This is a genomic window from Burkholderia sp. 4NA327C6 (assembly GCF_005502655.1).
GTDB classification, from domain to species: domain Bacteria; phylum Pseudomonadota; class Gammaproteobacteria; order Burkholderiales; family Burkholderiaceae; genus Burkholderia; species Burkholderia contaminans.
This window is the reverse complement of record NZ_SCNZ01000006.1, coordinates 1-20,813: the sequence shown is the minus strand read 5'-3', so window position 1 is coordinate 20,813 and position 20,813 is coordinate 1. Positions and strand designations below refer to the sequence as shown.

General features: G+C 64.7%; 20 protein-coding genes and 1 tRNA gene. 4 read left to right on the top strand and 17 right to left on the bottom strand.

From position 1 onward, the window contains the following. Positions 1-124 precede the first annotated feature (124 nt). A complete protein-coding gene (locus FFS49_RS07915) occupies positions 125-2,335 on the top strand; it encodes a hypothetical protein (protein WP_105816711.1) in 2,211 nt (736 codons plus the stop codon). Positions 2,336-2,414: 79 nt separating this feature from the next. Here the strand turns inward: FFS49_RS07915 and FFS49_RS07910 are convergent, their stop codons facing one another. The 13 genes from FFS49_RS07910 to FFS49_RS07845 form a co-directional block, all read right to left on the bottom strand. After that, positions 2,415-2,828, bottom strand: a complete 414-nt coding sequence (locus tag FFS49_RS07910) for a MerR family transcriptional regulator (RefSeq protein ID WP_039371439.1) — start codon at positions 2,826-2,828, stop codon at positions 2,415-2,417. A gap of 59 nt (positions 2,829-2,887) precedes the next feature. Continuing rightward, on the bottom strand, positions 2,888-3,274 hold the full coding sequence (locus FFS49_RS07905) for an integration host factor subunit alpha (protein WP_006486093.1): 387 nt from the start codon (positions 3,272-3,274) through the stop codon (positions 2,888-2,890). A 72-nt stretch (positions 3,275-3,346) separates the two neighbouring features. After that, positions 3,347-5,776, bottom strand: coding sequence for a phenylalanine--tRNA ligase subunit beta (pheT, locus tag FFS49_RS07900; protein ID WP_105816704.1), 2,430 nt, complete (start codon positions 5,774-5,776; stop codon positions 3,347-3,349). A 96-nt stretch (positions 5,777-5,872) separates the two neighbouring features. Continuing rightward, positions 5,873-6,886 carry a phenylalanine--tRNA ligase subunit alpha gene (gene pheS / locus FFS49_RS07895; protein ID WP_006486107.1) on the bottom strand — a complete coding sequence of 338 codons (1,014 nt, stop codon included), beginning with the start codon at positions 6,884-6,886 and terminating at the stop codon, positions 5,873-5,875. A 148-nt stretch (positions 6,887-7,034) separates the two neighbouring features. After that, positions 7,035-7,394 carry a 50S ribosomal protein L20 gene (gene rplT / locus FFS49_RS07890; RefSeq protein WP_004192938.1) on the bottom strand — a complete coding sequence of 120 codons (360 nt, stop codon included), beginning with the start codon at positions 7,392-7,394 and terminating at the stop codon, positions 7,035-7,037. Positions 7,395-7,423: 29 nt separating this feature from the next. Beyond that, positions 7,424-7,621: a 50S ribosomal protein L35 gene (gene rpmI / locus FFS49_RS07885; RefSeq protein ID WP_004191477.1), complete on the bottom strand. Its 198-nt coding sequence runs from the start codon at positions 7,619-7,621 to the stop codon at positions 7,424-7,426. Between the two features lie 189 nt (positions 7,622-7,810). Continuing rightward, complete coding sequence (gene infC / locus FFS49_RS07880; RefSeq protein ID WP_071734130.1) at positions 7,811-8,335, bottom strand: translation initiation factor IF-3; 525 nt, start codon at positions 8,333-8,335, stop codon at positions 7,811-7,813. A 49-nt stretch (positions 8,336-8,384) separates the two neighbouring features. After that, a complete protein-coding gene (gene thrS / locus FFS49_RS07875; protein ID WP_105816705.1) occupies positions 8,385-10,292 on the bottom strand; it encodes a threonine--tRNA ligase in 1,908 nt (635 codons plus the stop codon). A gap of 271 nt (positions 10,293-10,563) precedes the next feature. After that, positions 10,564-10,640, bottom strand: a tRNA-Val gene (locus FFS49_RS07865). 87 nt (positions 10,641-10,727) lie between these two features. Beyond that, complete coding sequence (locus FFS49_RS07860) at positions 10,728-12,962, bottom strand: bifunctional (p)ppGpp synthetase/guanosine-3',5'-bis(diphosphate) 3'-pyrophosphohydrolase (RefSeq protein ID WP_105816706.1); 2,235 nt, start codon at positions 12,960-12,962, stop codon at positions 10,728-10,730. 39 nt (positions 12,963-13,001) lie between these two features. Next, positions 13,002-13,355 carry a RidA family protein gene (locus FFS49_RS07855; RefSeq protein WP_027784253.1) on the bottom strand — a complete coding sequence of 118 codons (354 nt, stop codon included), beginning with the start codon at positions 13,353-13,355 and terminating at the stop codon, positions 13,002-13,004. Positions 13,356-13,435: 80 nt separating this feature from the next. Beyond that, a complete protein-coding gene (locus FFS49_RS07850) occupies positions 13,436-14,332 on the bottom strand; it encodes an alpha/beta hydrolase (RefSeq protein WP_105816707.1) in 897 nt (298 codons plus the stop codon). A 677-nt stretch (positions 14,333-15,009) separates the two neighbouring features. Beyond that, entirely contained in the window at positions 15,010-15,894 is an 885-nt protein-coding gene (locus tag FFS49_RS07845; RefSeq protein WP_105816708.1) for an EamA family transporter, read from the bottom strand. A 92-nt stretch (positions 15,895-15,986) separates the two neighbouring features. Between FFS49_RS07845 and FFS49_RS07840 the strand changes: the two genes are divergently transcribed. Beyond that, positions 15,987-16,925: a LysR substrate-binding domain-containing protein gene (locus FFS49_RS07840; RefSeq protein ID WP_137910193.1), complete on the top strand. Its 939-nt coding sequence runs from the start codon at positions 15,987-15,989 to the stop codon at positions 16,923-16,925. A 102-nt stretch (positions 16,926-17,027) separates the two neighbouring features. Here FFS49_RS07840 and FFS49_RS07835 read toward each other — a convergent pair whose 3' ends face one another. Further along, a complete protein-coding gene (locus FFS49_RS07835) occupies positions 17,028-17,669 on the bottom strand; it encodes a CoA transferase subunit B (RefSeq protein ID WP_039371406.1) in 642 nt (213 codons plus the stop codon). 1 nt (position 17,670) lies between these two features. Continuing rightward, positions 17,671-18,375 carry a CoA transferase subunit A gene (locus tag FFS49_RS07830; protein WP_039371404.1) on the bottom strand — a complete coding sequence of 235 codons (705 nt, stop codon included), beginning with the start codon at positions 18,373-18,375 and terminating at the stop codon, positions 17,671-17,673. A gap of 223 nt (positions 18,376-18,598) precedes the next feature. On the opposite strand from FFS49_RS07830, the gene FFS49_RS07825 reads away from it, so the two are divergent. After that, the gene (locus FFS49_RS07825; protein WP_105816710.1) at positions 18,599-19,144 is read left to right on the top strand and encodes a LuxR C-terminal-related transcriptional regulator; all 546 of its coding nucleotides are present in this window, start codon (positions 18,599-18,601) and stop codon (positions 19,142-19,144) included. A gap of 104 nt (positions 19,145-19,248) precedes the next feature. On the opposite strand, the gene FFS49_RS07820 is transcribed toward FFS49_RS07825, so the two are convergent. Together FFS49_RS07820 and FFS49_RS07815 are read right to left on the bottom strand one after the other, a co-directional pair. Continuing rightward, positions 19,249-19,680, bottom strand: a complete 432-nt coding sequence (locus FFS49_RS07820) for a thioesterase family protein (protein WP_039371398.1) — start codon at positions 19,678-19,680, stop codon at positions 19,249-19,251. Between the two features lie 32 nt (positions 19,681-19,712). Then, positions 19,713-20,495, bottom strand: a complete 783-nt coding sequence (locus FFS49_RS07815; RefSeq protein ID WP_011351770.1) for an SDR family oxidoreductase — start codon at positions 20,493-20,495, stop codon at positions 19,713-19,715. A gap of 106 nt (positions 20,496-20,601) precedes the next feature. Here FFS49_RS07815 and FFS49_RS07810 point away from each other — a divergent pair. Beyond that, positions 20,602-20,813 (top strand): FAD-binding protein (locus tag FFS49_RS07810; RefSeq protein ID WP_249362210.1); only part of this gene is annotated, 212 nt, incomplete at its 3' end.

Here is a 20,813-nt window from a genome sequence, read left to right as displayed (position 1 = left end):
CACCCCGGCGCCCGTTGTTTGGTAACGCCGCTCTAGGGCGCTATGCCACACTGCACGGCATCGACGCTCGCGCCGTGCAGTGGTGCGCGCCGCCGTCGATCACGACAAGACATGGAGACAGACGATGCGGAATGCGGTCCGGCGCGGCCATCGCTCGCCTTTGGCAATTTTCGACTGGATTTCCGGCCCGCCACGCACGGGCCGCCCGATCTCGCCCACGAGGTCCCGCGTGTTCGGCTGCGGCGTGCTGGCGCTCGCGCTGCTGTGCGCCGGTTGCGCGGAATCATCCGCGCAGCGTGACGGCAACACGTCGGTCGCGTCGACGAGGATCGAACGCACCAAGGCCGAACGTCTCGCCCGCGAGCAGCAGATCGCACGCACCGTGCCGTCGCTCGCATCGATCAACCTCACGCAACCGCGCCCGTTCACGCTGCGCGACTCGGGCCAGAACGGCGCGATGACGTTCTTGCGTGACGTCGATTTCCGCATCGTCAACAACCTCGGCTTCTTCATCCATCAGTTGTCGGCCACGCTGGTACCGACGCAAGCCGGCGCGCCGATCGTGTTCGACGATCCGACCAGTTTCCAGATCGACGTGCACGAAGGTACGGTCACGCTCGACGACGCGAAGCTCACCGCCCTCTTCAACACGTACATCTTCGGCTACCGCAACGCGCCGTTGCGCAAGCTCGCCGTTTCGGCCGGCGACGGCGTGATTCACCTGCAAGGCGAGATGCAACGTGACGGCTGGGTGCCGTTCTCGCTGACCGGTACGCTCGCGATCCGTGACGGCAGCCAGCTCGTGTTCCATCCGACGGGCGTGCGCGTATCGGGCATCAACGCGCAGCCGGTGATGCGCGCGGCCAACGTGAAGATGGCCGACCTGCTGAAAGTCCAGACGCCGATCGCGCAGCTCGCCGGCGACGACCTCGTGATGTCGGTCGACAAGCTGATGCCGCCGCCGCGCCTGAAGCTCACGATCACCGCGCTGCGCGTGACGCCGGCCGGCCTCGACCTGAAGCTCGACGACGGCACGCATGCCGGCTTCGCAATGCCCGCGAACGCACCGCAACAAGCGATGTACATTCGCGGCGGCGACGTGAAGTTCATGCGCTCGATGCCGATGAATGCGGACATCCTGATCGGCCCGGTCGATTCCACAAAGCGTGACCAGACTTTCGTGTTCGACCTGTATCACTATCGCGACCAGGTGTCGGCCGGCTACTTCAATTTCGACGAAAGCGGCGCGATGGCGATCCGGATGCCTTCGTATGCGGGCCCGGCCAGCGGCGCGTTGCTCGGCAACGCGGCCGCGCGCCTGAACGACAGCTTCCTCGCCGCGCAACAGAATGCGCTGCGCGACATCCGCCAGCACTGGGAAGCCTACGCACTCGCGGCGAACCCCGCCCACCCCGGCATGCAGAAGGTCGCGATGCGGCGCACGTCGACCACGCCGTTCAACGAGCGGCACGTGTCGAACCGCAACCCGACGATCCATCTGCGCAACGTCGACTTCAACCTGTCCGGGGATATCGGCTTTCACGTCGAGGACCTCGACGTGGAACTCGTATCGAAGCGGCCCGGCGAACCCGTCGATCTCGACGATCCGAACCAGTACGACATCCGCATTCTCGGCGGCACCGTCGTGGAGTCGTGGAAGGCGATGTCCGCGCTCTTCAACGACTATCTGCTCGACTACTCACCCCGCTCGCTCAACGACCTGCAACTGAGCGCGGACGGCACTAACCTGCGCGTCCAGGGTGGCATCAAACTGTGGAACCATGTGCCGGGCGTCTGGCTGCCGACCGACATGAAGGGCACGCTGTCCGTGCTCGACGACCGGCATCTCGCGTTCAAACCGTCGCAGGTGTCGGTGCTCGGCATCCCGCAGGCGAAACTGCTGCGTTCGCTCGGCATCGAGCTCGCTTCGCTGACACCGTTGCAGCGCCGCGGCGCGGAACTGCGTGGCGACACGCTCGTGCTCGACCAGTACACCGTGTTCCCGCCACCCGTGCTGAACGGCAAGCTCGGACAGGCGACGGTCGAGCGCGACGGGCTGCGCCTCACGTTCAGGCGCGTGGCAGGCGCGCCCGCGCCGCAGCGGCCGCAGATCGATGCACCGAGCTACATGTGGATGGAAGGCGGCGACATGAAGATGTTCAACGTGCTCGAACTGAACGTGCGTGCGCTGATCCGGAATTCGGCCGAGGCCGGCCCGATGCGTTTCGACCTGTACGACTACCGCAACCAGGTCGCGCAAGGCTCGGTGCGGATGCTGCCGGACGGCACGCTGGTCGTCGACATGGGGCAGAAGAATCCGCTCGCGTCGCGCTGAAACGCGCGCGACACGCATGAAAAAAGCCCGGTGGCGCGCCGCCAACCGGGCTTTTCATTTCATCCTTCGCGCTTCGCGCTCAGTCGTGCTTCAGTCCGTCGATCACGTCGAGCAGCGCCTGTCGCAATGCGATGACGTCGACGGTCGAGCCCGCCCTGCCTGGCACGCGCGCATCGGTGGCCTGCATCTCCGGCTCGACGGGTGCCGCCGCGGCCCGCTCGCCGGCCGGCGAATCGAGCCGGTTGCGCGCGCCGTTGATCGTGAATCCCTGCTCGTACAGCAACTCGCGAATCCGCCGGATCAGCAGCACTTCGTGGTGCTGGTAATACCGGCGATTGCCACGCCGCTTCACCGGCCGCAGTTGAGTAAATTCCTGTTCCCAATAACGCAGCACATGCGGCTTGACCCCGCAAAGTTCGCTGACTTCACCGATCGTGAAGTAGCGCTTCGCGGGAATCGGAGGCAAGACGACTTTCTCAACCGTAGTGGTCATCGTCGGTTAACCGTCGGTAAAGGGTGCGCGGCGGCCGCGCGGGTGCGTCAGCGGGGGGCTTACTCCGCGCCGTTTTCGACCAGCGCCTTCAGCTTCTGGCTCGCGTGGAAGGTTACCACCCGGCGGGCCGCGATCGGAATCGCCTCGCCCGTCTTCGGATTGCGGCCCGGACGCTGCGGCTTGTCGCGCAATTGGAAATTGCCGAACCCCGACAGCTTGACGCTCTCGCCGTTTTCGAGCGCGTCACGGATCACCTCGAAAAACGCCTCGACCATGTCCTTCGCTTCACGCTTGTTCAGCCCGACGCTGTCGAACAGCAGCTCCGCCAGCTCCGCCTTCGTCAGCGTGGGCGTCTCGGTGGACGCCGGCGCCGAAGCGTCGCGGTTCATGGCGCTGCGTTGCGCCGTCAGGAGGGCTTCGAATTCACTCGAGGTCATGTCGTTCATATCTGCCATACAGCGCGTTAAATCAAAACTTACGATCGGAACAGGCCGCCCGCGAGCGGGCGGACCTCTTCCTTAGCCGCGCAGGCGCGCACCGGTACGAGCCATCCGCTCGACCAGCGTCTGGATAGCCTGATCGACGACCTCGTCCTGTAGCGTGCCAGCCGCGTCCTGCAGCGTCACGCGGAAGGCAAGGCTCTTCTCGTGCGCGGCAAGACCACCGGAAGTATTTGATTTTGCACGAAATTCGTCGAAGAGTACAACCTTCTGAACGAATCGGCAGGCCTCTTCGGCAAGCGCCTTCTTCATTTCGTCGAAAAGTGCCTGAACCTCGACCGCCTGATCGACGACAACGGCGATATCGCGACGAACCGGCGGGAATTTCGATACGTCGGTCGGCGCGGGCAACGCACGTGCAATCAGCGCGTCCGTGTCGACCTCGAACATCACTGGCGCGTGCGGCAGTTCGTACTTCTGCATCAGGCGCGGGTGCAGTTCGCCGATCCAGCCGACCGCACGGCCGTCGACTTCGATGCGCGCGCTGCGGCCCGGATGAAGGGCCGGATGCTCTGCCTTCACGAAGCGTGCGGTCGCGGGTGCGAGCAGTGCCTCGAGATCACCCTTCACGTCGAAGAAATCGACCGCGCGGGTCGCCGTGCCCCATTGCTCGTCGAGCGCCGGACCGTAGGCAAGCGCACCGACACGCTTCGGCTGCACGTAGCCCTCGACCGTCAGCTCGCCGGCCTTCGCCGCCGTATCGGTGAGGAACACGCGGCCAGCCTCGAACACGCGCACGCGATCCGCGCGGCGGTTCAGGTTGTGGCGCAGCACGGAAATCAGGCTGCCGAACAGCGTCGTGCGCATCACCGACAACTGGCTCGCGATCGGGTTCAGCAGGCGAATCGGGTGGTCGTTGCCCGCGAAATCCTGCTCCCACTCCGCATCGACGAAGCTGAAGTTGACGGTTTCCGCGTAGTCGCGCGCGGCCAGCGCGTGACGAATGTCGTGGATCGAGCGCCGCGTCTCGTTGGTCGCGCGCATTTCGCTCGTCGCGACCGGCGGACGCGCCGGGATCTTTTCAAAGCCGTAGATGCGCGCCACTTCCTCGATCAGGTCTTCCTCGATCTCGATGTCGAAGCGATGCGACGGCGGCGTGACGAGGAACGCGTCGTCTTCACGTTCGAACGGCAGGCCGAGGCGCGTGAAGATGCTGGCGATCTCGTCGGCCCCGATCTGCACGCCGATGATGCGGTTCGCGCGCGATACGCGCATCTTCACCGGCGCGCGCTGCGGCAGGTTCACCGCCTGATCGTCGACCGGGCCGGCCTTGCCGCCGCAGATCTCGAGAATCAGTTGCGTGATGCGCTCGACGTGCTCGACGGTCGTCGCGTAGTCGACGCCGCGCTCGAAGCGATGCGCCGCATCGGTCGAGAAGTTGTACTTGCGCGCACGGCCGCGGATGCTGTCCGGCCACCAGAACGCGGCTTCCAGGTAGATGTTGGTCGTGTCGAGCGTGACGGCCGTGCTGTCACCGCCCATGATGCCGGCCAGGCTTTCGACCTGCCGGTCGTCGGAAATCACGCCGACCGTTTCGTCGAGTTCGACCGTGTTGCCATTGAGCAGCTTCAGCGATTCGCCGCGCTTGCCCCAGCGCACTTCGATGCCGCCGTGGATCTTGTCGAGATCGAACACGTGCGACGGGCGGCCAAGCTCGAACATCACATAGTTCGAGATGTCGACGAGCGCCGATACGCTGCGCTGGCCGGAACGCTCGAGGCGTTCGACCATCCACTGCGGGGTCTTCGCACGCGCGTTCACGCCGCGGATCACACGCCCCGAGAAGCGGCCGCACAGATCGGGCGCGGCAATGCGCACCGGCAGCGTTTCGTCGAGCTCGACGCGCACCGGGCGGATGTCGACCGGCGTCAGCGGTGCGCCGGTGATCGCGGCCGTCTCGCGGGCGATGCCGAACACGGACAGGCAGTCGGCCTTGTTCGGCGTCAGCTTGATTTCGAAGATCGTGTCGTCGAGGTTCAGCGTCTCGCGGATGTCCTGGCCGACCGGCGTGTCTTCCGGCAGCACCAGCAGGCCGCTGTGATCCTCGGACAGCTTCAGCTCGCGCGCCGAGCACAGCATCCCCTGGCTCTCCACGCCGCGCAGCTTCGACAGCTTGATCGCGAACGGCTTGCCGCCCTCTTCCGCCGGCGGCAGTTCCGCGCCGACCAGCGCGACCGGTACCTTGATGCCGGGCGCGACGTTCGGTGCGCCGCAAACGATATTCAGCGTCGCGCCGGTGCCGGCGTCGACCTGGCAGACATTGAGCTTGTCCGCATCCGGATGCTTGACGACTTCGAGCACGCGGCCGACGACGATCTTCGACGTCGGCGGCGCAGCCTTGCTCAGCGATTCGACTTCGAGCCCCGCCATCGTCAGCGCGTGCGACAGCTCGTCGGTCGTCAGCTGCGGGTCGACAAAGGTTCTCAACCAGGATTCAGGGAATTGCATGGATGTCTACGTTCGAAACAGGTTAGATCGACGCCCGGGCCCCTCGGAAACGTCCGTCGGGGCGTGCACGGGCACAGGTCGGCGCGGCGCGCGGCGTTACGCGAACTGGCGCAGGAAACGCAGGTCGTTCTCGAAGAACAGCCGGAGATCCTGGACGCCGTAGCGCAGCATCGTCAGGCGCTCGAGGCCGCTGCCGAACGCAAAGCCGATGTAGCGCTCGGGATCGAGGCCCATGTTGCGAATCACGGTCGGATGCACCTGCCCCGAACCGGAGATCTCGAGCCACTTGCCGGCGTTCTTGCCTTGCTCGAACATCATGTCGATCTCGGCCGACGGTTCCGTGAACGGGAAATACGACGGACGGAAGCGCACGAGGATGTCGTCGCGCTCGAAGAATTTTTTCAGGAAGTCGGTATAGACGCCCTTGAGGTCGGCGAAGCTGATGTTTTCGTCGATCCACAGCCCCTCCACCTGATTGAACATCGGCGAGTGGGTCGCATCGCTGTCGACGCGATACGTGCGGCCCGGCGCGATCACCTTGATCGGCGGACGGTTCATGCGCGCGTAACGCACCTGCATCGGGCTCGTGTGCGTGCGCAGCAGCAGCTGGCGGCCGTCGGCATCCTTGCCTTCGACGTAGAAGGTGTCCTGCATCGAACGCGCCGGATGGTTCTCCGGGCTGTTCAGCGACGTGAAGTTGTACCAGTCGGTCTCGATTTCGGGGCCGTCGGCCACATCGAAGCCGATCGAGCCGAAAATCTGTTCGACACGCTCCCACGTGCGCATCACGGGGTGCAGGCTGCCTGCACCGGCGCCGCGGCCCGGCAACGTCACGTCGATCGCTTCGGCAGTGAGTCGCTGATTCAGCAGCGCGTCGGCCAGTGCCTGGCGACGGGCGGTCAGCGCGGCTTCAACCTGCTGCTTCGCGACGTTGATGCGTGCACCTTCGGTCTTGCGTGCTTCGGGATCGAGCTTGCCGAGGCCCTTCAGCAACTCGGTCAGCGCACCCGACTTGCCGAGAAATCGTGCTTTCTCGTTTTCGAGCGTGGTGATGTCGGCAGCCTGTTCGAAGGACTGCTGCGCGTCGGCGACAATCTGGTCCAGATCCATAGATCCCATCATTTCCAACGTCATTCGGTCTTGGCGAGCGAAATCGCCCACCAAACAAAAAAGGGGCTCGGAAGAGCCCCGTTTTCGCTGCAGCGGCCGAGACTACCGGAACCTCGCTGCAACTAACCACGCAGTGCTAATTTCGCAATTAGGCTGCAACGGCGGCTTTCACCTGCTTGACGATCGCAGCAAAAGCAGCCTTGTCGAACACCGCCATGTCGGCCAGCACCTTACGGTCGAGTTCGATCGACGCCTTCTTCAGGCCGTTGATGAACACGCTGTAGGTCATGTCGTGCTGGCGAACTGCCGCGTTGATACGCGTGATCCACAGTGCGCGGAACACACGCTTCTTGTTGCGGCGATCGCGGTACGCGTACTGACCAGCGCGCATCACCGCCTGCTTGGCGATGCGGTAGACGTTATTGCGACGGCCGCGATAACCCTTGGCCAGGTTGATGATCTTCTTGTGGCGGGCCCGTGCGGTTACCCCACGTTTGACTCGAGGCATGTTTCTCTCCTTAGAGTATCAGTTAGGGGTTACGCGAACGGCAGCATCGCGCGGACGGAGTTCAGATCGGAATCATGAACTGCCGTTGCGCCGCGCAGGTGACGCTTGTTCTTCGTGGTTTTCTTGGTCAGGATGTGACGCTTGAAGGCTTGACCGCGCTTGACGGTACCGCCCGGACGCACCACGAAGCGCTTTGCAGCACTCTTCTTGGTCTTCATCTTAGGCATGACGAACAACTCCAGTTTATTAGATGGCGATGGGTGTGCGGTTGGCTTGCGCCCTTGACCCGCCCTTCGAAACCCAGTCCACTTGTGTACGGCAGACCGCTTGCGCAGCCGCCGTCATTGTTGGCACGCCGCCCTGACCGGGCAACGCGCCGAACCACTGCGAACCTGCGCGCGATGCGCGCGGGCTCGTTACTTCTTTTTCTTCGGCGAGAGCACCATGATCATCTGGCGCCCTTCCATCTTCGGCATCTGCTCGACCTGGCCGACTTCCTCGAGATCCGTGCGCAGACGCTCAAGCATCCGCATACCGATTTCCTGGTGAGCCATTTCACGGCCGCGGAAACGCAACGTGATCTTCGTCTTGTCGCCTTCTTCGAGGAAGCGCACGAGATTGCGGAGCTTGACGTTGTAATCCCCGTCATCGGTACCCGGCCGGAACTTGACTTCCTTGACCTGGATGACCTTCTGCTTCAGCTTCGCTTCGTGCTGCTTCTTCGATTCCTGGTACTTGAACTTGCCGTAATCCATCAGACGGCAAACCGGGGGAACCGCTTGCGGCGCGATTTCCACCAGGTCAACATCCAGTTCTTCCGATTTACGGAAAGCATCAGCGAGTTTTACGATACCGAGCGGTTCGTTCTCGATCCCGACCAGACGCACTTCCGGCGCAGTGATTTCACCGTTGATGCGGTGCGACGACTTATCAGTAGCGATGTTACGTTTCCTCTAAAAATTAAAAAAACGAGCCGCGCTGCCAGGGCGGTTACTTGAACGAGCGCAGGTCTTCCTGCAGACGCTCAACGAAGGCTTCGACCGGCATCACGCCAAGATCGACGCCGCCACGGGCACGCACGGCTACCGTTTGCGCATCACGCTCCTTGTCCCCCACGACGAGGAGATAAGGCACCTTTTCCAGCGTGTGCTCGCGTATTTTATAGCTAATCTTCTCATTGCGCAAATCTGCCGCCACCCTAACCCCTTGTTTTTGCAACGATTGGGCCAGAGATTGCGCATATTCGGCCTGACTTTCGGCGATATTGAGCACAACTGCCTGGAACGGCGCGAGCCAGGCCGGCATCGCACCAGCATGGTGCTCGATCAAAATGCCGAGGAAACGCTCCATCGAACCGACGATCGCCCGGTGCAGCATCACCGGACGGCGACGGCTGCTGTCATCCGCGACATACTCGGCGCCGAGGCGCTCCGGCAGGACCATATCAAGCTGCAGCGTGCCGCACTGCCACGAACGGCCGAGCGCATCCTTGATGTGGTACTCGATCTTCGGACCGTAGAACGCGCCTTCACCCGGCAGCTCTTCCCACGTGAGGCCGCAGGCCGTCAGCGCGTCGCGCAGGCCCTGCTCGGCGCGATCCCACGTCTCGTCCGTACCCGCACGCTGGTCGGGGCGCAGCGACAGCTTGATGTCGATGTGATCGAAACCGAAGTCCTTGTACACGCTCATCGCCAGCGTGTTGAACGCGATCGATTCCGAGATGAACTGGTCTTCCGTGCAGAAGATGTGCGCATCGTCCTGCACGAAGCCGCGCACACGCATCAGGCCGTGCAGCGCGCCCGACGCCTCGTTGCGGTGGCACGAACCGAATTCCGCGTAACGCAGCGGCAGGTCGCGATACGAGCGCAGGCCGTGCTTGAACACCTGGACGTGGCCCGGGCAGTTCATCGGCTTGATCGCGTAGTCGCGCTTCTCCGACTCCGTCGTGAACATGTTCTCGCGGTAGTTCTGCCAGTGACCCGACGCCTCCCACAGCGAGCGGTCCATGATCATCGGCGTCTTGATCTCGAGGTAGCCGGCTTCGTTCACGCGGCGGCGCATGTACTGCTCGACCTGCTGCCACAGCGCCCAGCCCTTCGGATGCCAGAACACCATGCCCGGCGACTCTTCCTGCATGTGGAACAGGTCGAGCTGCTTGCCGAGCTTGCGGTGGTCGCGCTTTTCCGCTTCCTCGAGCATGTGCAGGTACTGGTCCTGGTCTTCCTTCTTCGTCCAGGCCGTGCCGTAGATGCGCTGCAGCTGCTCGTTCTTCGAATCGCCGCGCCAGTACGCGCCCGCGACCTTCATCAGCTTGAAGACCTTCAGCTTGCCGGTGGACGGCACGTGCGGGCCGCGGCACAGATCGGTAAAGCCGCCGTGCGAATACAGCTTGATTTCGTCGCTTTGCGGAATCGATTCGATGATCTCGGCCTTGTACTTCTCGCCGATGCTGCGGAAGTAGCCCGCCGCTTCGTCACGCGACACGACACGGCGCGTCACGGGCTCGTCCTTCTTCACGAGCTCCTGCATGCGCTTTTCGATCTTCTCCAGATCTTCGGGCGTAAACGGGCGGTTGTACGAGAAGTCGTAATAGAAACCGTTGTCGATCACCGGGCCGATCGTCACCTGCGCGTCCGGATACAGCTCCTTCACCGCATACGCGAGCAAGTGCGCCGTCGAGTGACGGATGATGTCGAGGCCATCGGCATCCTTGTCGGTCACGATCGCGAGCGACGCATCGCGGTCGATCACGGTCGACGTATCGACGAGCTCGCCATCGAGCTTGCCACCAAGCGCAGCCTTCGCAAGGCCGGGACCGATCGAGGCTGCAACCTCGGCAACTGTCACCGGATGCTCGTATTGTCGAACTGAGCCGTCAGGCAAGCGTATCGAAACCATAGCAATCTCCGTGATGCCGACAGTGGGCGGCAGACCAGGTGCGCGACGTAAAAATCACGCAGGAAAATTTCGCGACAAAAAAAATGCGGCCCCGCTTTCGAGGGGCCGCATTCGATACTTCACTCAAACTGAAAGGGCGAAAGGGTTCCTCGACTAGCGTCGCTCCGAAAAAGTTTCGGTCAACGTTCGCGGTGTCATAACCGTATTCGCCTTGTTCGCGTTGAGTTATTTGCTGCATCGAACACCCGAAGACCGGGCATTCTCAATTCGTTGGTAGGCTCGATTGGACTCGAACCAACGACCCCCACCATGTCAAGGTGGTGCTCTAACCAGCTGAGCTACGAGCCTAGTGAAGCTAAGATTATATGGAGCCGATACCCGCTTGGCAAGGATTTTTATGCGATCGCAGCAAAATAACGGTGTTCGAACCCCACATCACGCCTTCCGCCCCGCCCGCACGACGCCCTGCACCTCACCAAGCAACGTACACGCGCGCTGCACCTGCGCCGAGTTCGACACCTCGACCGTGAACTGCATGAATGCCGCATTGCGGCGGCTCTGCGTCTTCACGCCGACCACATTCATCTTCTCGCGCGCGAACACTTCGGAGATGTCGCGCAGCAATCCTTGCCGGTCGCTCGCTTCGATCATCAGGTCGACCGGATAGACGGACGCACCGCGCCCACCGAGCACGTCGGCCGACCAGGTCGTCTGCAGCACGCGCTCCGGCGCACGCTCGACCATCCGGCGGAACGTCGGGCAATCGGTGCGGTGGATCGACATCCCCTTGCCGCGCGTGACGAATCCACTGATCGGGTCGGGCGGCGCCGGACGACAGCAGCGTGCGAGCTGGGTCAGCAGCGCGTCGACGCCCACGACCAGCACGCCGGTCGACGCGCCATGCGCCACGCTCGCGCCACTGCTGCGCTTCTCGAAATCGGCAGGCGCCTCGGGCACCGGTTCGGGCGGCGGCGCATCGGACAGCGCGTGCTCGACATTGCGCAGGCTGAACTCTTCCTTGCCGACGACCGAGAACAGCTCCTCAGGCGACTTGAAGCCGAGCTTCGCAGCGAGATTGTCCAGGCTGACCGACGTCTTGCCTTCGCGCTGCAGCGTCTTTTCGACGAGCGCGCGGCCATGCGCGACGTTTTCTTCCTGCTCGATCGAGTTGAACCACGCCCGCACCTTCTGACGGGCGCGCGGGCTCTTCATATAGCCGAGCTGCAGGTTCAACCAGTCGCGCGACGGCCCGCCCTCCTTCACTGCGACGATCTCGACCGTCTGGCCGTTTGCAAGCGGCGTATTGAGCGGCACCATCGCGCCGTCGACGCGTGCGCCACGGCAGCGATGCCCAAGCTCGCTGTGCAGGTGGTACGCGAAATCGACCGGCGTCGCGCCCTGCGGCAACGCGATCACGCGCGCCTGCGGCGTCAGCACGTAGATGTGATCGTCGTCGAGCGACGTCTCGCGCAATTGCGCCCACGCCTTGTCGCCCGACTTTTCCGCGCCGTCCTCGACGTCGTCCTTCCACGCGAGCAGCTGGCGCAGCCATGCAATCTTCTCGTCGTACTTGTCGCTTGCCGAGAACTGGCCGCCGTAGCCGCGCGCGCCGGCTTCCTTGTAACGCCAGTGGGCGGCGACGCCGTACTCGGCGAAACGGTGCATCTCCTGCGTGCGGATCTGCACTTCGAACGCGCGGCCGTCGTCGCCGATCACGACCGTGTGCAGCGACTTGTAGCCGTTCGGCTTCGGCCGCGAGATGTAGTCGTCGAATTCCTTCGGCACCGGCTGCCACAGGTGATGCACGATGCCGAGCACCGCGTAGCAATCCTTGATGTCCGGCACGATCACGCGAAACGCGCGCACGTCGTACAGCTCGGAGAAGTCGAGTTCCTTGCCGCGCATCTTGCGCCAGATGCTGTAGATATGCTTCGGCCGGCCGCTCACGTCGGCCTGGATGTGCGCGTCCGCCAGCTCCTGCTGCAACCGGTCGATCGCCTGCGTGACGTACGCTTCGCGCTCGATGCGTTTCTCGTCGAGCAGCTTCGCGATCCGCTTGTAGGTGACGGGGTCTTCGAAGCGGAACGCGAGATCCTCGAGTTCCCACTTCAGTTGCCAGATACCCAACCGGTTCGCGAGCGGCGCATAGATCTCGAGCGTCTCGCGCGCGACGTCGGGCGGCGGGTCGATCTTCGCGGCCGCGTAGTAGCGCAGCGACTGCAAGCGCGACGCGAGCCGGATCAGCACCACGCGGATGTCTTGCGCGAACGCAAGCAGCATCTTGCGCAGCGCCTCGATCTGCGTGCGCCGCTCTTCGGCCGCATCGCGCCCGGCATCGGCCCCCGCGTTCTGCGCGGCACGCAGGCTGACGGTGCCGAGCCGCAACAGCTTGCGCACGTCGGACACGAGCCGCGCCACTTCGTCGCCGAAACGCTCGGTGAGCTCGCGCTCGGGGTCGCTCAGGTGCGGCGTCAGCACGAACAGCGCGGCCGCCTGCATCGCGGACGGATCGACGTTCAGCGTGCGCATGATCGACGCCGTGCCCGCCGAGTGATCGGCGAGCAGCTCGCCCGACGACAGGCGCACGTCGCCGGCCCGCTCGCGCACGAACGCGAGCACGTCGTCGAACGACGGCGCCGCGACGGGAGAAGCGGAAACGGGTTCGGTCATTGCACGGCCTGCCGGAATGCGATCATCGTCGGGTTACGTTTAGCTCCGCTGCGCAGCGACGACCACGATCTCGACGAGCAGCGCCGGATCCGCGAGCTTCGCCTCGACGGTGGCACGCGGCGGCGTGTTGCCCTGCGCGACCCATGCGTCCCACTCCGCATTCATGCCTTCGAAGTTCGCGAGATCCGAGATGTAGATCTGCACCGACAGCAGATGCGCCTTGTCGCTGTTCGCTTCGGCCAGCAGGCGATCGATGTGGCCGAGCACTTCGCGCGTCTGGCCGCGGATGTCCTGCGTGGTGTCTTCGGCGATCTGGCCGGCCAGATACACGGTACCGTTATGGATCGCGGTTTCGGAGAGACGGGCCCCGACGTGATGACGAATGACTGCCATGGAATGTTCCGGTCGTGAGTAGAGGGAGATTCGGGCGGCGGCACGGCCCGCGTGCCGCCGAACCACATATTATGACGCGTTTATGCGTCGCCTTCGACGAAAAACCGCCGCGCGAGCGCGATCTGGTCGGCGCTGACGAACGCCGGCGCGTGGCCCGCGCCCGGAATCTCGACCTGCGTCACATGCCGGCCGCGGCGGACCATTTCGGCCGCCGTCTCGCGCGACAGCAAGTCGGATGTCTCGCCGCGTACGACGAGCACCGATGCGTCCGTCGTCTCGATCGCTCGCCACAGCGCGGCCTCGCCGAGCGCGGCCAGTTCGGGCGTCGTCGCCTTGAACGGCTCGGCGATACGCGGGTCGTAGCGCATCGTCCAGCCGCCTTCGGGCAGTTCGTGCAGCAACGGCCCGTTGATCTCGCGCCACTCATCGGCGCTCAGTGCACCGAACGGCAGCGACAGCGACGTCAGATAGTCGATCCCCTCCTGTTCGGTCGCAAAGCGCGGCTGCACGCCGAGGTATTCGCCGATGCGCGTCAGCGAATCGGGCTCGATGCGCGGGCCGACGTCGTTGACGATCATCCGGCGCAGCGGCGACCCGGGCAGCCCGGCGAGCGCCATGCCGATCAGGCCGCCCATCGACGTGCCGAACCAGTCGACCGATTCGACGTCGAGCCGTGCAATCAGCGTCACCATGTCGGCCACGTACTGCGGAATCGCATAGAGCCGCGGATCGGCCAGCCGGTCGGACCGGCCACGCCCGGCGACATCGGGACAGACGACGCGATACGTATCGGACAGCGCGGCGGCAAGCCGGTCGAAATCGCGCCCGGAGCGAGTCAGCCCGTGCACACAGACCAGCACGCGCGGATTCGCGGGATTCCCCCATTCGGTATAGGCGACGTGGTGAAGGCCGGCCGCGCTCGCGCATTGCACGCGCCGCTGGCGGGGGATCGGGGAATTCACGGAAGAAGTGGGCATCGGAGGCATCCTGTCGAACGGTGCGGTGCGACGCGATGACGTGCGCCGGCCCGGCCCGAACGGTGGGCGGGGACGCAATCGATTGTAAACCCGTTCCGGATCACGAGTCGGTTCGTCGCGCCCGCAGGCGCCCGATTCGCGCGCGGCACCGGTGAATCGGGAGCCCGCGGGCGCGACCGGGGAGACAGAAACCGGCGGACGGCAACAGACTGCGCCTCTCACCGCTCGCCTGCCTCGCCCATGCCGTCGCGAGCGGCGCTGCCGCCCAACGGTCGCGCGGTCGGCCCCGACGACTCGGCACCGCAGCGTCGGCCAGTGTGTAACGGCAGCCGCGCAGCGTCGCACCGGTCGCCTGCGCGATCTCGCTCCCCGACGTACCGCAACAACGGAACCTTGCGAAAGCCGCGTCGAAGATCCGATCACGCTTCGGCACGACGGTGTCGCACGACGTGGGCCCCGACAAACCGGTTGTCGGCCGGCTCGGGCAGCACCAGGACGCCACCGCGCCGGGGCGATGCCGACGCGACGCACACGCTCTCACGCGCTGAAGCGCGCCACCTCGTCGTTCAGATCGCACAACTGACGGCGAAAAGATGGCGCGGCTGCCGGCACGACGTCGCAAACACAACTTCCTTGCGCTGGTTTGTCATGGCCAGAACGTCCTGGCGACTTCATCTTCACTTCTGCACGACCGCGCCGATGCTCGCGCCGACCACGCACAGCGTGCCGGCAATCTGCAGCGCCCCCATCGGCTGGGCCAGCACGACGAAGCCGATCGCCGCCGCGATCGCGGGCTCGGCGCTCATCAGGATACCGAATGCCGACGCGCTCATCCGCCGCAGCGCAATCAGTTCGAGCACGTAGGGAAACAGCGGGACCAGCACCGCCAGATACGCGGCATCGATCAGTTGCAGGGCCGGCAGATGGCCGCCGCTTTGCGCGAGCCCGAACGGCGTGGTCACGAGCGCGGCCACGATCAGCGATGTCGCGAGCCCCTGCAACCCGTCGAACAGCGTGCCGACGCGTTTCATCAGCAGGATGTACGCGGCCCAGCCGAGCGCTGAACCGACCGGAAAGATCAGCGCGGCCGGCGTCGCCACCCACATGCCGTCCTGCCGCGCCAACAGCAGCACGCCCGTCAGCGCGAGCACCGGCCATACCAGCATCGCCGGCTTGCGCACGCCGAACGTGGCGACCGCCAGCGGCCCGAGAAAGTTGATCGCAACGGCCAGCCCGAGCGGCACACGCCTGACCGCCGCAAAAAAGCACAGCGTCATCGCAACCATCGCACCGCCGAGCGCGATCGCCGCGATCCAGCGCTGCCGGGAATACGTATGGAGCGGCGGCCGCACGACGATCGCCAGCACGAGTGCTGCGAAGCAAAGCCGCAACCAGGTCGTGCTGAGCGTACCGTACTCGATCGTCGCCGGCCGCGACAGCGCGGCGCCGAGTTGCACGCTGCACATCGACGCAACGGCAAGCAACGGCGCGACCGCATGCGCAAACGACGGGGCCGCGCGCTCGGCGTCTTTCGGTCGTGCAGTGCTCATTTCGTCGCTCATTCAGGCGCTCCAGATCGATGACACGACGATGCTAACCGCGCTCGCGCGCTTGATATAAGCTGCTAATTTTTATGCCCGCATCAGGAAAATTGATGACCCGCGATCTCGACACCACGCTGCTGCGCACGTTCGTGACGGTGGTCGAAACAGGCAGCGTCAGCGATGCGGCAACGGTACTACATCGCACGCAGGCGGCCGTCAGCATGGCGCTGCGCCGACTCGAGGACGAAGTCGGACAGCGCCTGCTCGAACGCTCGCCGCGCGGCGTGAAGCCGACGGCTGCCGGCAGCGTACTGCTGCCCTATGCGCACCGGTTGCTCGACGTCGGGCTCGCCGCGCGTGCCGCGCTCAACGCCGGCGACATCTCGGGCACTGTCCGGCTCGGCATCCTCGAGGACATCGCCGTGGGCCATCTGCCGCATGCGTTACGGCAGTTCGCAGCCTCGTTTCCGCGCGTCGCGCTCGAGATCGTCGTCGATACGAGCCCCGCGCTGTCGCAGCGGCTCGCAACCCGCACGCTCGACTTCGTCATCGGCGACCCCGCACTGATCCGGGCCGAACCGCTCGCCACCTGGCGGCATCCACTTCGCTGGGCCGCCGCGCGTGCTCAGGACGCACTGCCGCGCGACGAACCCTTGCCGATCGTCGCATTCGGCGGCGCGTGCCCGTGGCAGGAGAAGCTGTTCACGGCGCTGCGTGAAGCCGGGCTCGCGTGGCGCGTCGTCTGCACGAGCACGAGCCTGTCGGCCATCCAGTCGGCGGTCGAAGCCGGCCTCGGCGTCGCGGTGCTGCTCGACCGGAACGTGCGCGGCAACACGATGCGCGTGCTCGACCCTCAGGCCGCCGGGCTCCCCACGCCGCCTGCCGCGGACTTCGGCCTGTTCAGCCATGCGGATGCCGGCGACCGCACGTCCGCGGCCGCAACGCTGCAACGCTTCCTGTTTCATGCGTTGCAACTCGATTCGCCCGACGCTGATGACGACACGCCGGCAACCGGGCGCAGCGTCGCGTCGTTGCAGGCTGCCGTCTGACGCGTCCGCCGCAACCTCCGGAGAACTGCTGCTGCAGCCCGGAAACGAAAACGCCCCGCATGCCTGCCGGCATGCGGGGCGAATCGCTTCGAGCCGAAAGACTCAGCCCACCGCGCTCACGTCGAGCGGTGCGCCCGTCTTCGCCTTGATTTCGTCGACGCTCACGCCATCGGCGAGTTCGAGGACCTTCAGGCCGTTCGGCGTCACCTCGATCACGCCGAGATCGGTGATGATCAGGTCGACCACGCCGACACCCGTCAACGGCAGGTTGCACTCCTCGAGGATCTTGTGCTGGTCGCCCTTCGCGACATGCTCCATCAACACGACCACGCGCTTCACGCCGGCGACGAGATCCATTGCGCCGCCCATCCCCTTGATCATCTTGCCGGGGATCATCCAGTTCGCGAGGTCGCCCTGCTTGCTGACCTGCATCGCGCCGAGGATCGCGAGGTTGATGTGGCCGCCGCGGATCATCGCGAACGAATCGGCCGACGAGAAGATCGACGAGCCCGGCAGCGTCGTGACGGTCTGCTTGCCGGCGTTGATGAGATCGGCGTCGACTTCGTCTTCGGTCGGCGACGGGCCGATGCCGAGCAGGCCGTTCTCCGACTGCAGCCACACCTCGACGCCTTCCGGCACGTGGTTCGCTACGAGCGTCGGCAGGCCGATGCCGAGGTTCACGTAGAAGCCGTCCTGCAGTTCCTTCGCCGCGCGCGCGGCCATCTGGTCACGATTCCAGGCCATGTCAGTCTCCTTTCGCGCGTACGACGCGTTGTTCGATGCGTTTTTCGGGCGTCGCGTTCAGCACGATGCGCTGCACGAAAATCCCCGGCGTGTGGATGTGGTCCGGGTCGAGTTCGCCGTTCTCGACGATCTCCTCGACTTCGGCGACGGTGATCTTGCCGGCCATCGCGCACATCGGGTTGAAGTTGCGCGCGGTGCGGCGAAAGACCAGGTTGCCGGACTTGTCGGCCTTCCAGGCCTTCACGAGTGCGACGTCGGCCGTCAGCGACGGCTCGAGCACGTAGTGGCGATCGCCGAACTGGCGCGTTTCCTTGCCTTCCGCGATCACGGTGCCATAGCCGGTATTCGTGAAGAACGCCGGGATGCCCGCGCCGCCCGCACGCAGCTTTTCGGCGAGCGTGCCCTGCGGCGTGAACTCGAGCTCGAGTTCGCCGGCCAGGTACTGGCGCTCGAACTCCTTGTTCTCGCCGACGTACGACGAGATCATCTTCTTGATCTGGCGCGTTTCCAGCAGCAGGCCGAGGCCGAAACCGTCGACGCCCGCGTTGTTGCTGATGCAGGTGATGCCCTTGACGGCCGAATCGCGCAACGCCGCGATCAGTGCCTCCGGAATCCCGCACAGGCCGAAGCCGCCCACCGCGAAGGTCTGTCCGTCGCGGACGATCCCTTCCAGCGCGGCAGCCGCGCTTGGATAGACTTTGTTCATCAGTTGTCCCTTCCTCTATGGAAACCAGCGAAACCGGTTCACGCGCCCACGTGGCCCGCAAGCCCGCCGCATCATTCTATGCATGCACGGCGATGCCTGCGTCGAGGCGCGCTGTTTTTATGTCGCGGCCAACCGCCACGAGATGCCTGAAAGGGTACGATGCGGCGCGGATGCGGCACAATACGCAAAAATACATAAGCGTTTGCCTCCGCTTGCCCGCGCCATGCCCGCTCTCGATTACCAGACTGCCTTCCACCTCGCGCCGCTCGGCCTCGTCCTGTCGCGCGACCGCGTGATCGAGGACTGCAACGACGCGCTCGCGTCGATCTTCCGCTGCGCGCGGGCCGACCTGATCGGGAAATCGTACGAGGTGCTGTACCCGTCGACGGACGAATTCCAGCGCATCGGCGAACGGATCGCGCGCTTGATGGCTGCGAACGGCATCTACTCGGATGACAGAATCATGAAGCGGGCGGACGGCGAGCTGTTCTGGTGCCACGTCACCGGCCGCGCACTCGACCGCACCGCGCCGCTGGCGGCGGGCGTGTGGACTTTCGAGGATTTGAGTGCGACGCGCCGGGTCGCCGTGGAACTGACCCCACGCGAGCGCGAGATCGCCGCGCAGCTCGCGACCGGCAAGACCAGCAAGCAGATCGGGCGGGTGCTCGACATCAGCTCGCGCACGGTCGACATCTACCGCGCACGGCTGATGCGCAAGTACGGGACCAACAATACGCCGGAACTGCTGCAGCGCCTGCTCGGGCAGTGACTGACGGCGCCCGAATGGCAATCGGCCGCACTGGGCGGCCGATTCGGGAAACGACGGGCATGACATACCCCGGCGAGCTGGTGCCGGCCTCGCCGTATCGGCGCTCAGCCGATCTTCGCCGCGAGCGCGCGCTCGATCGTGTCGCGCAGCAACTGGGGCAGCGGCACCGACTTGCCGAGCGCGTAGTCGACCCACACGCAGCGCGCTTTGCCGCGCGCATAGAGGTGCTGCGGATCGTCGGCGCGCGTCAGCTCGAAACCGGTGTCGAAGCTGCTGCGGCCAGGTTTTGCAACAGACATCCTCGCGATCACGTCACCCGGATAGTGCAGCTGCTTGAGAAACTCCATCGACGCGGTGACGATGACGGGCCCCTGCCCCTCGCCGTTGCCGCCGGCGATGCCGAGTTCCTCGAACCACGAGATCCGCGCCTGCTCCATGTAGCGGAAATAGACCGTGTTGTTCACATGGCCGAACGCGTCCATGTCGCCCCAGCGGATCGGCATCGACATCTCAAAAACGGGTGAATAATCGCTCATTGCAGTCTTCTTTGTTGCTGAATGTCATCCGCTCAGGCGAGGCCGAAGCCGTCGTCGGCGGAGATAATCGAGCCATTGATGAACTGCGACTCGTCGGCCGCGAGCAGCAACAACAGCCCGTCGAGATCCTGCGGCTTGCCGACGCGCCGGCGCGGCAGCATCGACTGCAGCTTCTGGCCCTGCTCGGTTTCCCACAGGTAATGATTGATTTCGGTATCGATATAGCCCGGACAGATCGCGTTGACGTTGATCCCGTGGCGCCCCCATTCGAGCGCCATCGCGCGCGTCATCTGCACGACCGCGGCCTTGCTCATCGCGTACAGCCCGATCTGCGGAAACACGCGCAGGCCGGCCACCGACGCAATGTTGATGATCCGGCACGGCGGCTTGCCGTTGCCGCTTCCGTTCGCGCGCATGATCATCCGCTTCGCGACTTCCTGCGCGACGAAAAATGCGCCGCGCGTATTGGTATCGAACACGAACTCGAAATCCGCCGGCGTCACGTCGACGAGCTTCTGCATCGTCGACACGCCCGAATTGTTCACGAGGATGTCGATCGTGCCGGCTTCCGTCTCCGCGTGCGCGACCGCCGCCTTGATGCTCTGGACGTCGGTGACGTCGAGCGACACGACGTGCGCGGCGCCGCCCGCCGCCTCGATCTCGGCACGCAGCTCCTTCAGGCGCTCGACGCGACGGCTCGCGAGCACGACCTTCGCACCGGCCTGCGACAGCACCTGCGCAAAGCGCTGCCCGAGGCCGCTCGACGCGCCCGTGACCAGCGCAACCTTGCCTTCCAGATTGATCGACCGACCCATTTGCACTTCCCCTTTCGATGTCGTTTCGCCGCCACGGGCAGCACAGCCCGAGCGGCATTACCCTAGCACGAAAATAGAACGATCGTGCTAATCTAGCCGCATGCTGTTGCGGCAAGCGTTTCGTTTCGCAGACAATACGCTCCCGAATAAAAGCATTCTAACGGTTAGAGGAACGCCAATGACCCCCGCAAGCCTCATCGAGCAATACGGCCCGCGCGAATCGATGGAATACGACGTCGTGATCGTCGGCGGCGGCCCCGCCGGGCTGTCGGCGGCGATCCGGCTCAAGCAGCTGGCCGCCGAAAAAGGCACCGAGAT